Annotated in this window: 11 protein-coding genes; 4 read left to right on the plus strand and 7 right to left on the minus strand. The window is 52.5% G+C overall.

Annotated elements, in window-relative coordinates; all coding sequences use genetic code 11:
• Positions 1 to 2: 2 nt before the first annotated feature.
• From GOV38_RS01885 to GOV38_RS01900, 4 genes are read left to right on the plus strand one after another with little or no spacing between them, the layout of a single operon-like run.
• The gene (locus GOV38_RS01885; protein ID WP_171207421.1) at positions 3 to 3,101 is read left to right on the plus strand and encodes a non-ribosomal peptide synthetase; all 3,099 of its coding nucleotides are present in this window, start codon (positions 3 to 5) and stop codon (positions 3,099 to 3,101) included.
• Positions 3,098 to 5,725, plus strand: coding sequence for an amino acid adenylation domain-containing protein (locus tag GOV38_RS01890; RefSeq protein ID WP_171207422.1), 2,628 nt, complete (start codon positions 3,098 to 3,100; stop codon positions 5,723 to 5,725). The genes GOV38_RS01885 and GOV38_RS01890 overlap by 4 nt, the downstream gene beginning before the upstream one ends.
• A gap of 4 nt (positions 5,726 to 5,729) precedes the next feature.
• Positions 5,730 to 6,524, plus strand: coding sequence for a class I SAM-dependent methyltransferase (locus tag GOV38_RS01895; RefSeq protein WP_171099209.1), 795 nt, complete (start codon positions 5,730 to 5,732; stop codon positions 6,522 to 6,524).
• The gene (locus GOV38_RS01900; RefSeq protein ID WP_171207423.1) at positions 6,521 to 7,786 is read left to right on the plus strand and encodes a thioesterase domain-containing protein; all 1,266 of its coding nucleotides are present in this window, start codon (positions 6,521 to 6,523) and stop codon (positions 7,784 to 7,786) included. The genes GOV38_RS01895 and GOV38_RS01900 overlap by 4 nt, the downstream gene beginning before the upstream one ends.
• Positions 7,787 to 7,833: 47 nt before the next feature.
• Here GOV38_RS01900 and GOV38_RS01905 read toward each other — a convergent pair whose 3' ends face one another.
• The 7 genes from GOV38_RS01905 to GOV38_RS01935 all read right to left on the minus strand — a co-directional run bounded on the left by GOV38_RS01905 (position 7,834) and on the right by GOV38_RS01935 (position 13,122).
• A complete protein-coding gene (locus GOV38_RS01905) occupies positions 7,834 to 8,727 on the minus strand; it encodes a metal ABC transporter solute-binding protein, Zn/Mn family (protein WP_171207424.1) in 894 nt (297 codons plus the stop codon).
• Positions 8,728 to 8,741: 14 nt separating this feature from the next.
• Entirely contained in the window at positions 8,742 to 9,077 is a 336-nt protein-coding gene (locus tag GOV38_RS01910; protein WP_171132924.1) for a hypothetical protein, read from the minus strand.
• Positions 9,074 to 9,850, minus strand: coding sequence for a DUF4198 domain-containing protein (locus GOV38_RS01915; protein ID WP_171207425.1), 777 nt, complete (start codon positions 9,848 to 9,850; stop codon positions 9,074 to 9,076). The genes GOV38_RS01910 and GOV38_RS01915 overlap by 4 nt, the downstream gene beginning before the upstream one ends.
• Positions 9,851 to 9,865: 15 nt before the next feature.
• The gene (locus GOV38_RS01920; protein ID WP_171099199.1) at positions 9,866 to 11,035 is read right to left on the minus strand and encodes an ABC transporter permease; all 1,170 of its coding nucleotides are present in this window, start codon (positions 11,033 to 11,035) and stop codon (positions 9,866 to 9,868) included.
• Complete coding sequence (locus GOV38_RS01925; RefSeq protein ID WP_171207426.1) at positions 11,032 to 11,700, minus strand: ABC transporter ATP-binding protein; 669 nt, start codon at positions 11,698 to 11,700, stop codon at positions 11,032 to 11,034. Before GOV38_RS01925 ends, GOV38_RS01920 begins: the two co-directional genes overlap by 4 nt.
• Positions 11,700 to 12,284 (minus strand): hypothetical protein, encoded by a 585-nt coding sequence (locus GOV38_RS01930; protein WP_171099196.1) that lies wholly within the window; start codon positions 12,282 to 12,284, stop codon positions 11,700 to 11,702. Before GOV38_RS01930 ends, GOV38_RS01925 begins: the two co-directional genes overlap by 1 nt.
• Before the next feature lie 412 nt (positions 12,285 to 12,696).
• Positions 12,697 to 13,122, minus strand: a complete 426-nt coding sequence (locus tag GOV38_RS01935) for a VOC family protein (protein ID WP_171132921.1) — start codon at positions 13,120 to 13,122, stop codon at positions 12,697 to 12,699.
• Positions 13,123 to 13,309 lie beyond the last annotated feature (187 nt).

The raw sequence follows: 13,309 nt of genomic DNA on the forward strand, positions 1-13,309 counted from the left end.
AGATGCGTAACCTTACAAACGCACAAAACTTGTTCTGGGTCGGCCATAAGACCGCACCGAAAGCCGGGCATTTGAACCAAGCGATATACGCTGTGTTTTCAGATGTTGAGGACGCCAACAGGTTGGTTTCAGCCATTCATGAGACAGCCGCGGAATGTGACAGTTTCCGTCTGACATTCGAAGAGAGCGACGACACCGTTCGCCAGCATGCGACGGCGCGCGCTCCAGTATGCCAAAGGATCGGGGTAACCGATCTTGATGCAGCGATGATGTGGATGCAGACCGACGCACGTGTGCCGTTTGATCTGGAAAATGGAACATCCAGAATGGCGTTCATTTCGCTAGCGGATGGGCGCCACATATTTTATTTGGTGCAACATCATATGGTTTGTGACGGCGCATCTGTTTCACTGTTTATGCAACGTGTGGCTGACCGATTTAATGGCGAGGAGTTAAGCTTACAGCCGGCCTTTCTTGACTGCAATACTCTATTTCAAAGCAAAAGCGAAACTGCAGCTTCCCTTGATAACGCTGATAATCCGCCTTTGTCTCTCTACGGTAAGGAAGGAGGGCAAGGCGGCCATGAAAAGATCAGCCATTTCCTTGAGCTTGATACGAACCAGTTGAAAAGCTTCGAGCAGGCGGTTTCAAAGGCTCCGTTTCAGTTGCTTACCTCTCTGATGTCCACGCAAATTCTGCTCACAACTGTTGTCTTTGCATGGCTGTCACGGATCACCGGCTCCGAGCGAATAGCGCTTTCGGTACCGCAACATAATCGAACTACGCCAGAACTGCGCCGAGTGGTTGGTCTTGTGATGGAAATGCTGCCGCTTTCCGTTGAAGTGAACAAAGAAGACACGTTAACGACCTTGCACGCCAAAGTTCTGGACGCAACGCGAGGCCTTATTCTAAAGGGTGGGAGCGGCACGACAAAACCGTCGCTGGTTCGGAACTTAAACGTGGTACTCAACGTTTTTTCAGGTGTACCCGCCAAGTTCAAAGGTGCAGATTGCGTAGCGAAGATTTTGCCTGTCGAACGCTCCGACCCGTTTCAAGATCTGAACATTGAGTTCGCAGACTTGAATGCGACAGGTGAGTTTACAGCTCGCATCGTGTTCGACGCAAAACAGTTTTCTGAGGTAGAACGAGAATTGGCGGCTCAGCATTTTCGCCGGATGCTGGATGCTTCGCTGCAAGAGCCGGACCAAAAGCTTTCACAGATCGACATTTTGACAAAGCCCGAGCGTGACTCCATCCGGGCTTTCAATACAACCGCAGCAGCAAGTACTCAAACACCTACGGTTCTCGAGCCGCTGCTGGCCACAGATCGAGACTTACCCGCGGTTCGGTCTCATTCAGACCAGGAGCTTCTGAATTATGGCGCGCTGATAGATCGCTCAAATCAGCTTGCGCATAGCCTCGTGGCATCAGGAGTGGGTGTTGGCGATCGCGTTGTTGTTCACCTCCCTCGCTCTCCGGACGCAATAGTGGCCATTCTGGCGACACTCTTTGCTGGAGCTGCGTTTGTTCCGGTAGACTATAATATGCCGGTAGAACGACGTTCTGCCATTCTGGCCGATGTACAAGCCGCAGCGATCATAACTACAGAGGAACGTCAAAATGACTTTGACGGGGTAGTCTTAACGACCCAGGCCTCTGACATGCCGTTGACCGCAACAAACTGCGATGTTCTTCCAGAAACACCTGCCTATGTCATCTACACATCTGGCTCGACTGGCACCCCGAAAGGGGTGGTCGTAAGACATCGAGAACTTGCCGAATACATCGCAACCATCCGGCAATCTTACCCGGTGGAAGATGGTTGGAGCTATGCTCTTTTCTCTGCGATTGGATTTGATCTGACAATCAACAGTATCTTCCTGCCGCTCGTGACAGGTGGTCAGATAGTCACATATGCTGAACCCGCAGAAGGTCCGGACTTGGCTGTCTTGGATGTGTTTCGAGATGACAAAGTGGACTTTGCGCGCCCAACACCGTCTCATCTGAACCTTGTATTGGATGCCGATATCGGGCCGGTTGATCGCATCAAATGTATGCCATTGAGTGGCGAAGCCTTCCCACGAGAGCTTGCAGACCGCGCGCTTGAGCAATTGGGGAAACGGATCAATCTGATAAACGAATACGGGCCGACAGAAGCTGTTGTTGGGGCTATGATGCACCACTTTCAGCCAGACGATCCACCGGAATACAGTGTTTCGCTGGGGCGGCCTGCGCCGGGAATGGCCGTTTCAGTGGTAAATGAGGCTGGCCGCGATCAACCTTTTGGAGTTGTTGGTGAGATTGCAATCAGTGGTCGGCTGGCATCCGGGTACCTGGGACGACATGATCTGACCGACCAGCGTTTTGTTGACGGGTTAAAAGGCGATGATCAGCGTTGGTATCTGACTGGCGATGCGGGCGCATGGTCCAAGGAAGGCGCGTTAGTTTATCTTGGTCGGTTGGATGATCAGGTAAAGATCAACGGCGTTCGTATCGAACTTGGCGAGATCGAGCATATTGCGCAGACGCATCCCGATGTTTCGCAGGCGGTCGCTTCGGTGCAAACCATAAATAGCCGACAAATCCTTGCGTTGCATTTTGTGGGCGGCGCTTCGGCCGAAGATGTCAAAAACATCGTGAACCGAAGCCTTCCCGCGCAAGTTCATGTTGATTTTGCGCTTCAGATCGACGCAATTCCAATGTCGGCAAATGGCAAGATTTCTCGCAAAGATCTTCCTCGGATCGGTGCTGACGCTTTGCAGAGATCGACCTCAGGTGTGTTACCACGGACAAGTATTGAGACCCACCTCTCTAAGATTTGGGCAGATGTTTTGGATCATCGCCCGATCTTCGTGGATCAGGCCTTCAGCGAGCTTGGTGGTGACTCACTGGCGGCGATACGAATTCTAAGCAGCGCCCGAAAGGAAAACCTTGATTTTGAGATCGCCGACTTGTTCAGGGCTCAAACCATTGAGCGGCTTGCGGAACTGGTGACACCGCTGCATTTAGCAGAAAATCCTGAACCGAGAGAACGATTTGCGGGAATATCTGCTGCGGACCGAAAAGCGATTGAGCTGGCCATCGGGAAATCGCGGATATGATCACGCCGTCACCACAACCCGAAGTGATTGATGCGTATCCTTTAACGCCGACCCAGTCCGGTATGCTGGTCCACATTCTTAATGAACCCCATCAGGCGCATTATTTCGCCCGTGTTACTGGTGTTCTCGCAGGGGCATTAACCCAGGAAATCGCACTGGAGGCATGGCAATCAATCATGAACCGCCATGAGGCATTGCGTACTGCCTTTGTGTGGGATGGGTTAGAGCAACCACTTCAGGTGGTTGTTTCGGAACAGTCGGTGGATTTTGAATGGCTTGAAGACGCACCCGGTGACGTTGGGATCGGTGACGCTCCGACTGCTGCTGATTTGGCAAATGCGCCATTGTGGAAGGTGCGTATGTGGCCTCAGAGCGAAGGTAAGACCAGATTTGAATGGTCAATCCATCATCTGATCATTGACGGATGGTCCGCTACACTTATCCTTGATGAATTTGTGCGCAGCATTGCGCAACGTATCAATGGAGAATTGATTGAGCTTGAACCGGCGCCTGTTTTTGCCGATCACGCAAGGTGGCTTGCCGGCAAGTCACATGATGACGATTTCTGGAAAGAGTATCTGTCAGGCTATCAGCCTAAAACGCACCCAAAGACTGATGACAAATCGGGGTTCGCCGAGAGCTCGATAACGCTTACCTCTGAAGAACAATCCCGCTTGACTGCCGCGGCACAATCCGCGGGTGTTACGGTGCCGGTCGCGGCCCAGGCGGCATTTTCAAGGGCGCTAGGGGGGCTACTAAACAGCGACGACATCGTTTTTGGGCTCGCCGTCTCGGGACGCAGTAGTCCGATGGCAGGCGTAGAAGCCTGCGTAGGCATGTTTGTGAACAATCTGCCGATGCGAGTTGACCTGACATCCGACAATTTGTTTGAGCGTGTTCAGGAAAACCTAAACGCGTTGCGTGAAAGAGAGTTTACGCCGCTTGGAACGGCCGCTCGACTGGGTGGTTTAGCCCCCGGTCAGCCATTGACCGACGTTGTTTTGACGATACGAGCATTGCCGGAAGTTCAGAGTGTTCATGGCGTAGCAATTGATGATTTACACTTTCGCACGCCGTCAAACTTTTCTCTTGTCGTCGAGTATGATCCTGCGGATGGCACGTTGTCAGCGTTATTCAACACCGCGCATTATTCCCAGCATGATGTGGACGAATTGTTTCGCAGCTTTAGAAAGGCAGAACTACAACACCAAGCAGAGCTGAGACGCCGTATTGGGTTTTTCGGGCCTGATTTGCGCGGCGAACCCGTGGATATCGTCAGCCGAATATTGCATCAGGCACACACGCATCCTGATCTGCCAGCCGTGATTTACGATGGTGAGGCAACCAGTTACGCTGCTTTGCTAGACCGAGCGTCCGACATCGCAGCCTTCCTGTCTAGCAGAGGTATCGGTCGAGGAGACTGCGTCGCCATTGTTTTGCCGCGCGGGCCGGACATAATCAGTGCAATGCTGGGAACACTACTGACAGGCGCCGCGTATGTTCCTGTCGATCGCAATTATCCCCGTCAACGTATTGACTACGTTCTTTCCGATTGCGCTGCGAAAGCTGTGTTGAGCGACACCGAATCCGAAATCGAAAACGCGATTTGCATAGAAGACGTTCCGTCGAGCGATGGGTTTGAACCCGTCGAAACAGAAGAAGATGATCTCGCGTATGTGATATATACCTCAGGCTCAACAGGGGCGCCCAAAGGTGTCTGTATTTCGCGGGGGAACCTGTCTTTCAGTCAGGCGGCGCGCGATCAGTTTTATCCTTCTGCCCCTGAGGCCTTTCTCTTGATCTCGCCCTTCGCGTTCGACAGCTCGGTCGTTGGTCTGTATTGGGCACTGACATCGGGCGGTTCTTTGGTCGTAACGAAAGAGCGTGATGAGCAGGACATTGCGGGGCTTGCGAACTTGATTGCCGAACAACAAGTGTCGCATACGCTCATGCTGCCTGGGCTTTACAAAGCCTTGCTTGAAGGAGCTGACGCAAAAACCCTGTCCTGCCTCAGAACGGTTATTCTAGCGGGTGAGGCCGTGCCAGAGACGCTGCACCATTCTCATGTCTCAATCCTGCCTGACTGTATCTTGGCCAATGAATATGGTCCGACTGAGACGACTGTCTGGGCTTTGGCGGATTTGATCACTCCGGCTGAGGATCGCGCGATGACGATCGGAACGCCAATCCCTGGAACCCAGGTGCTGTTGCTGGACGAAAACGACAGGCCCGTCAAAGCAAATGAAATAGGTGAAATTTGCGTTGCCGGCCCCAGTCTTGCACGCGGCTATCTTGGAAGACGTGACGAAACTGACAGGGCGTTTCAACACCTGAAAATTGATGGCGACACCATGCGTGTTTATCGGACCGGCGATCAGGCGCGGTGCGGGCCTGACGGTCGGTTCGAGTATCTAGGGCGCGGCGACGATCAGATAAAAATCAGGGGGCACCGCATAGAAGTACACGAGGTGGAAAATGTTCTGGCATCGCTGTCATCTGTTGGAAACGCCGCCGTTGTGGTTGGCCCTGCACGCACCGTCAGCGATGACGAATTGAGCAGCGCATTGGAGCGCATGCCACGTGGAATGGCTGAGCAATACTTGAAGACTGCACTTAAAGGCTAAGTAAATGAAACGGGTAAACCGCACTTCGAATTTCCAGATCACGGTTGAGCTGACCAATGACAATTTCATTGCCAGCCCAAATCCGGCCCATCGCGCGCGCTTGGTGACAACTCGACTAGGGGAACTGGCTCAAGAACTGGACACATTGGATCGTACGGTCTCGAACTATGTGCATGGTGGGTCGTTCGCCAAAATTTATGATCGCAGTCAATCTCATATCGCTGCCCAGGATATCATGGAAGATTGGCAAACTCCGATCATGGCTGAAATGGCACGTTCTGTGTCGGCAGGTAGCGGAGATGTTTTGGAAATTGGCTTTGGTCGCGGCGTGGCAGCAGACTTTGTGCAGTCTCATACACCCAAATCGCACACCTTGATCGAGTGCAATGGCGCTGTCATCGAGGATTTTTTTCATCCATGGCGTTCGCAATATGACGGGCGTGATATTAAGTTGGTTGAGGGGTTTTGGGAGGATACGCTGGACAGTCTGCCGCTGTTCGATGGCATCCTTTTTCACACCTACCCACTAACCGAAGACGAATATGTTGAGCGCGTGCAGCGGTCGGTCACCTTCGCCGCGCATTTCTTTGAACACGCGGCAAAACACCTGAATTCCGGCGGGCGTTTTACCTATCTCACAATGGAAGAAGACAGCCTATCGCGTGCTCATCAGCGTGCGTTGCTGGAGCACTTTGCCGAGTTTCATGTGTCCAAAATCAACGATCTGGAAATTCCCGAAGACACGCGGGATGCACATTGGGGTAATTCCATGGTCATGGTAACGGCGATTGGAAGATGAAAATAGAAGATCAAATTCAATCACTTAGCCCAAAGGAACGGAACAAATTGGTTCTGGCGTTGAAAAATGCCGGCCACCTAAATGTGCCTCTTTCAATAGTCGCGCATGTGGAAAGCAACAGGCCGTCGGAAGAAATTCTGAGTCAAGCTCGGGAAACGCTACCTGCTCATATGGTGCCAGATCGCATCGAGATCTGGGATGCGTTGCCCAAATTGCCGAACGGGAAAACCGACCGTGCTCAGCTGAAGGCCACTGTATCGGATCGTAAAGCACCTCCTGCAACCGCGCCTTGCGAAAGCCTGGAGACGCTACGAGGGATATGGTCGGAAATACTTGGGATAGAAGAGATATTTGATGACGATGATTTCTTTGAGCTCGGCGGCGACAGCCTTTTGTCGATCAGCGTGGTTTCAAAGGCGCGCTCCAGTGGCCTAAGCCTCATCCCGTCAGACCTTTTTGATTTTCCACAGCTAAAGGCACTTGCGGCACGTGTATCTGATCTTTCAGATGGGGCGGACTCAGAGGTGACAAATGGCACCATCCTCGCTTCGCAGTCTCAACAGGCAGGGCGGAAGACTTTCTTGTTGAATGCGAACCGGCGAATGCTGGATTTGTTGAACGAAAGTCTCCAAACGCCGCGTGATCTAAAGTTGATAACGCTTCATTGGGATGCTCTGGGCAGCGAATTGAACAAGCGGATCGAAAGCATCGGGGAAGAGTTCCTTTCGGTCATTATGCAAGAACAACCACAAGGCCCATATTCCATCGGTGGGTTTTCGATGGGAGCCGTCACCGCACATGAAGTCGCCAGACAATTGATGGCGATGGGCCACGAAGTAGACGATTTGGTACTGATTGACCCACCCGAAAACCCGGCATTGTTCCTGTCAACGCTCAGCAAGAACGATGGTTTTACACCCGCTCTGGATGAAAGGATCACCACTTCGAAATGGATCACCTGGATAGGCGTGCTTTCGGTTGGTCGCTTTTGTCGAATGCTGGGCGTGAACGTTCCAAAGTCACTTCGCGCGCGCTACATAAGGGCTAACTATTTTTGGGCTGCATCCAAATATGAAATACCTCGGATTGGGGTCGAACCTATTGTTGTGCGGCGGAAGAATGGAAATGCTGGCACGATCTGGGCACCAACTGACAAATCCAAAAAGATAATCGAGTTTCAATGCTCCCACCATGATTTCCATCGCAATGAAGACATTTTGCGGAAATGGACAGCGTCGTTGGCAGAAGAATTGGACATGTAAACCTCAGTCAATAACGCCTGAAATGCTAAGGCTTCTCTGGCTGCGAGCTAGTCGCCTTGAACGGTCTCGACCGCGTCAGCAAGGCTCTTGATCGACGCGTCCATCGATGTAACAAATGCTGACTGACCAGAGTTCCGCGCGAGCGGAGCAAAGACAACGTTCTGCAATCCCAATGACTGTGTTGCGGCAAGGGCTGCTTCTGGGGGTGTCGCCTCCCAGATCATCAGCTTGGCGCCGGTTTCGGCGATAAGATTTTCGAGGTCTGCCAACTCCTCCGCAGTTGGCATCGCACCGGCCTCCCACTCCAGAGACGTGACGGGCAAGGAATAGCGTCGGGCGAGATATTGATACCGCGGATGCGTCGCAATCATCTCGATGCCATCTAGTTCGCCTAAAGCAATTTGAGCCATTTGGTCCATTGCCATCAGTTCAGAGCGTAATTCTGCAAGCCTAGGTTCAACATCTTCTGCAGAAGCAAGATCACGCGCGACAACAGCGGCCGCAATCGCTTCCGCCTGCGCGATGGCCAGCGTGGGATCAAGCCAAGTGTAGGAAGCCAGCCCCTCATGCGAGTGTTCATCCCCGCTCCCGTGACTGTGCGTAATGCTCTCGGTCACAATGAACTGGTCTTCGATCGCTGCAGTGGTGTTTACCACGCGTGATCGAGGTAGTGACACCCGGTCGATCCAGGTTGCAAAGCCAGCTCCGTTCAAGAGGATCAGATCTGCTGACTGGATCTTGCTGATGTCGGTTATCGAAGGTCGCCAGAACGACGGATCAACGTTTTCCGGCACAGGAAAGGCCACGTCTGCCGTACCATCCAGCAGGCGCTCGGCGAAATATTGCAGCGCTTGATTGACCACGATGACCCGCGGGCGGTCTTGTGCCAACGCCGCATTCACTGAAATCATGATCATCGCAAACGCGAGAAACCTCTTCAAACTCCGCACCGAACTCAGCTCCCGCATTTCCGCGCGATGTCTTCGGGGGTCACGATCCAGTAATTGTCATGGTGGCCCGTATCAACTTCGATTAACAAACCCCCGGAATGATCGACGCTGTCGAGCGGAACCAACGCTGTTCCGTCACTTTCCAGTTGAAGCGTTTTCAGCAAATTGTTTTCGCCATCAAGGACGCGCACATCGCCCTTTTGGGTCACGCGCCCGTTGGAGAATTTCGCTTCGATGGTTACCGCTTCGCAATCGACCGAGGCAAAGACTACTAGCTGATGTGCTGCTGCTCCGACGGGAGCGGCGACCACCAGACTTGCAAAAGCGAGCGCCCGGATCACTGCCCTGTCCACTCTTCGAAGTGAACCCAAATCACAGCGCCAAGCTCAACCGCTTTTTCCTCACCCGAACCTTCTTCGGTCAATGTGTAATCAGCAGTATTAAGGGCCGCAAAACCCCACCAGCCATCTGACGGTGGTGCGTAGGTAAAGACACCGTTTGCGTCTGACTTAACCGTTTGTGTGATCATCAGCTCATCCGGAACCGTCGCACCAGCGCCGTCATTGAAGAACTCTACTTCAACTTCGGCATAGGGCACCGCTTCGCCATTCAGTTTGACGATCCCCTGAAAGACATTGTGTTCCCAAAGGCCAAAAGGTTTGGAAAGCGGCACGATCTCGGTTTTCAAACCAAGCTCAGTGTCCCAGCCTTCGTCATCGCCATAGGCCGTCACATAGGTTTTTGTGTAGTGGATGATGAAGGCGTCTTCGGCAGGTTCCCAATAGGGCTGCGGCTCCATTGCAAACACATAGGTTCCGGGGCGTTCCAAGCGATAGTCAAAGGTATAACCTTGCTCATCCATCACAGTTGCGTCTTGTAAGGTGCCGAGCAAATCGGTTGTTTTGCCTTTGTGCGTCACGTTGAAAGACACCGGTGTATCCAGGAACAAGCCTTCCAACTCGAACGGGTGGGCAAATCCGACCGAGAACGAAACGTTACGCCCGTCTTCCTGGCTGATCATCGGGTCGCTCGGAATAATCATTCCGTAATGTGCCAGCGCGGGCGTGGCAGCAATCAGCGTAGCAAGCGAAGCCTTAATTCGAAGTTGTTTCAAGAAAACTCCTGTCCACTAAGTACCAAGCGCAAGCAGCCAGCCAACCCAGGCCTCAGCGTTGCGCGAAACAATAGTTGCGCCAATAGCAGCAATACTTCCTGCGACTAACAATAGTGTAAAGGTCTCGGCTGCCAAGAGGCGCAGAACCATACCTTTTTGCGCGCCCAGTTTTACGGCAGTTGCTATTTCACGGGCACGCAAGCGGTAACTCAAGAATACCGCCAGACCGACGGCAGCGGCCGCAGCGATGGCGATAATTGCGGTGACCACATCCAAAAGCGATTTGATGCGAAAAATTCGATCCACAAGACCCTGGATAACGCCTGCGGGCTCGATCAGTTGGGTCGGAAGTTCGCTGTCGAGGTAACGACCTTTTAGGACTGTGCTTGAGCGCGTGTCATTCGGCACAACGATAACAGCGGACGCCGGAAAGTCGTCCTGACTGCCGTGGAAGTGAAAGCTCTCAATATTGTCTTCGGTGATCCGCTGGTATTGAACTACGGCCGCGTTGGCCAGCACCGACGATCCTGCTGCGACTTCATCAGCGGTCACGACGTTTTCATGACCGTGACCTATACCTTGTATGACCCAGGCGGTTTTTATGTCGACAAAGATCGCTTGGTCGTCAGGTGTATTGGTCGGCGCAAGAACCCCGACAATTGGCATTTCGAGAGGATAGACACCGTCAAGATCGAACAGGTTTTCAGGCGCAGAGACAAGTGTGTCGCCAACACCCTTGCCTAAGGTTTCCGCAACATCTGATCCGATGACCGCATCTCCCAAAACCGACAGCCCGCGACCTGAAGCCGTATCGAGATTGCGGAAATCGAAATAGTCGAGAGTGGTGCCCACGATCCGAAACCCGCCCGAAGAGAATGCTGTATGTACCGGGATCGGAACCCCAAGACCGCTATCCCAAACAGTTTCCACCTCACGCATCGCAACAGGGTCGGGGCGTTCTTCCGAGAAATAGAGCGCCGCCATCGTCAGGTCGAGTTGCGAGCCGCGACTGCCCAGCAGCAGAGGCGTTGCTTCGCCGCGCGCAAGCAATGCGCGTTCACTGGTTGATAACAGCGTCTGCGTCGCAATAGGGACAAACATGATGAGCGCGGCCACAAGAACCAATACAAGGCTGCGCGCCCAGTTGTAGCGAAGGTAGGAAAAGGCCAGATACAGCGCGTTCATACCTGTATCCCCTCGCGAAACTGCGCAAAATCTAGGACGCGCTCGAAGCGTGGCAGCAACTCGTGATCGTGGGTCACAGCAAGGACAGCGGCACCCGCTTCGGCGGCCTGTTCGAAAAGAAGATCAAGAATGCGCCCCTTGCTTTCTGGGTCAAGATTGCCAGTGGCCTCATCTGACAAGATCAGCTTGGGTTGTGTTACCAGCGCTCTGCAGATCGCAACCCGCTGCTGCTCGCCTTGGCTTAACGCCGAAGGATGACGATCAAGTTTGTCACCGATCCCGCAAGCGGTCGCAAGTTTCTCTGCCCTGTCTTTTGCTGCTACGTCCAGCGTCAGTGCGGGCGTTACCCGATAAGGGTAGAAGATATTCTGTCGAGCAGAAAGGTAGTCCAGAAGCGCAAAGTCCTGAAATACAAATCCAATCTGGCTTGCCCGAAAACGGCGGCGTTTGGCGTCCGACAGTCTTGACACCACCGTTCCCGCGACTTCGATTGTTCCACTTTCCGGCGACAAGATCCCGGCTATCAGGTTCAGCAGTGTCGTCTTACCGCTGCCACTTGGACCGACAACCGCCAGACGCTCACCATTTGCTAGCGAAAATTCCGGGATCCGCAGCCGGAACCCATCGGCGCTGTAACCAAACGTAAGGTTCTCGACCCTAACCATTAGTGCTCATCAGATGCAGGAAAGATTTCACCTGCTGTATCACGATCGACGTCCAACAACTCAAAATCTGTTATGCGCCATGCGCCCTCGACAGGCGATATTGTAAGGTCGGCGCTATAAGTGTTCCCACGAACATGAAGATGCTCTGAGTGCCCAACTGTTCCAATCACCTGCCAGGTCGAGCTTATAAGTAACGCAGTTTCGACGCGGTCAACTCTTGTATCCAAGAGGTTGATTTCGTGGATCGTTTGGTCTTGTTCTTCGATGCCGCCACCGGCCATTGCGCCAACTCTTTCAAGATACAGATATTCGAGGGCATCACCGTGTGTCACGCGCGCAAGCGTGTCGTAAATTTCGTCTTCCTGTTTTTTGTCGAACGCATCGTAAATCACAAGCAAGAGTGCTGGCGTCAAAGTGGAATAAAGCTCCTGTGCCATGTTTATCGTCATGGCAGGGGAGCCGGGTACCAAGTAGGGTGTGGCTTCCGCAGCTCGCTGTTCACGAGCCTGCGAAACCAGTATTACTGTGATAAACACTGCAAGGCCGCCGCCAAACATTCCAAAAAGCAAAAGGCGTTCGCGCACACTGGTCCCTACGATTTAGCACTAGTATCTCAGAAGAATTAATACAACTCCAATCGATTGCAAACCTTAAAGGGGGTGTTGATTTGCTACTCTCCGACACAGTGTGTTTACTAACTACTCACCAAATTAATAGAATTTACAGGCAATTAACGCAGTCAGAAGATCTGTCCTTTCTCGAGCCGATGGATTGGTCTCAAACCGATTATTGTGCGGTGGCAGAACGAAAATAAAGGCACGATCTGGGCACCTTCCGGTGGATGTAGAAAGATCATTGAGTTTCAGTGCTCTAACCATGATTTCTGCCGCAGCGAAGATGTTATTCAGAAAAGGACGACATCACTGGCAGAAGAGCTCGGTGGCCAGAATCCGATCTCGCGTCTCTGGGAATGGGTTTTCAGCTCAGAAGCGATTTTTAATCTTTGGCAAAGACTTGTTGATGAACCTCAATCACATTGCCTTCGGGATCGTGAAAGAACACTTGGCGCCACTCTTTCGCGAAAGTGGTTCCATAGTCTGAGTAGGGGATGTTGCGCCGATCCAGAATGCTGAGAAAGGTATCAAGATCATCTGTACGGAAGGCAATGTGCCCGCGTTCGACCGGGTTTATGACACGCTTATTCTTGAACGCGCCGCCAAAATCCCGTTCGGCAAGATGCATTTGCATGCTGCCTTCCGTAGCAAACCTGATCTTGCCGCTATAGCCAGCCTTTTCATTCGACTGGGTGCGTGGGAAATTCTCTTGTGGGATGTCCGCGAGGCCAAGCACATCAGTGTAGAAGTCATGCATCCGATCAACATCGTCGGCCACCAAGTTGATATGGTGAAATTCAAGTTTCATTGGCGGCCATCTTGCTTCGGGTTTTTCATCTTCTTCGGTTTTTTCGCATCACCTGTGCCAGGTTTGGAATATCGGTAGGTTGCCATTTAGAGCTTTGACAGCCTAACTTCTGCGAAAGAGCCAAAAAACAACAGATTCAGTCGTAAGAGCCCGGCAAATTCACTTTGATGAGGTAGTATCGTTGGGG

It is taken from the genome of Ruegeria sp. HKCCA5839 (genome assembly GCF_013035585.1).
GTDB lineage: Bacteria > Pseudomonadota > Alphaproteobacteria > Rhodobacterales > Rhodobacteraceae > Ruegeria.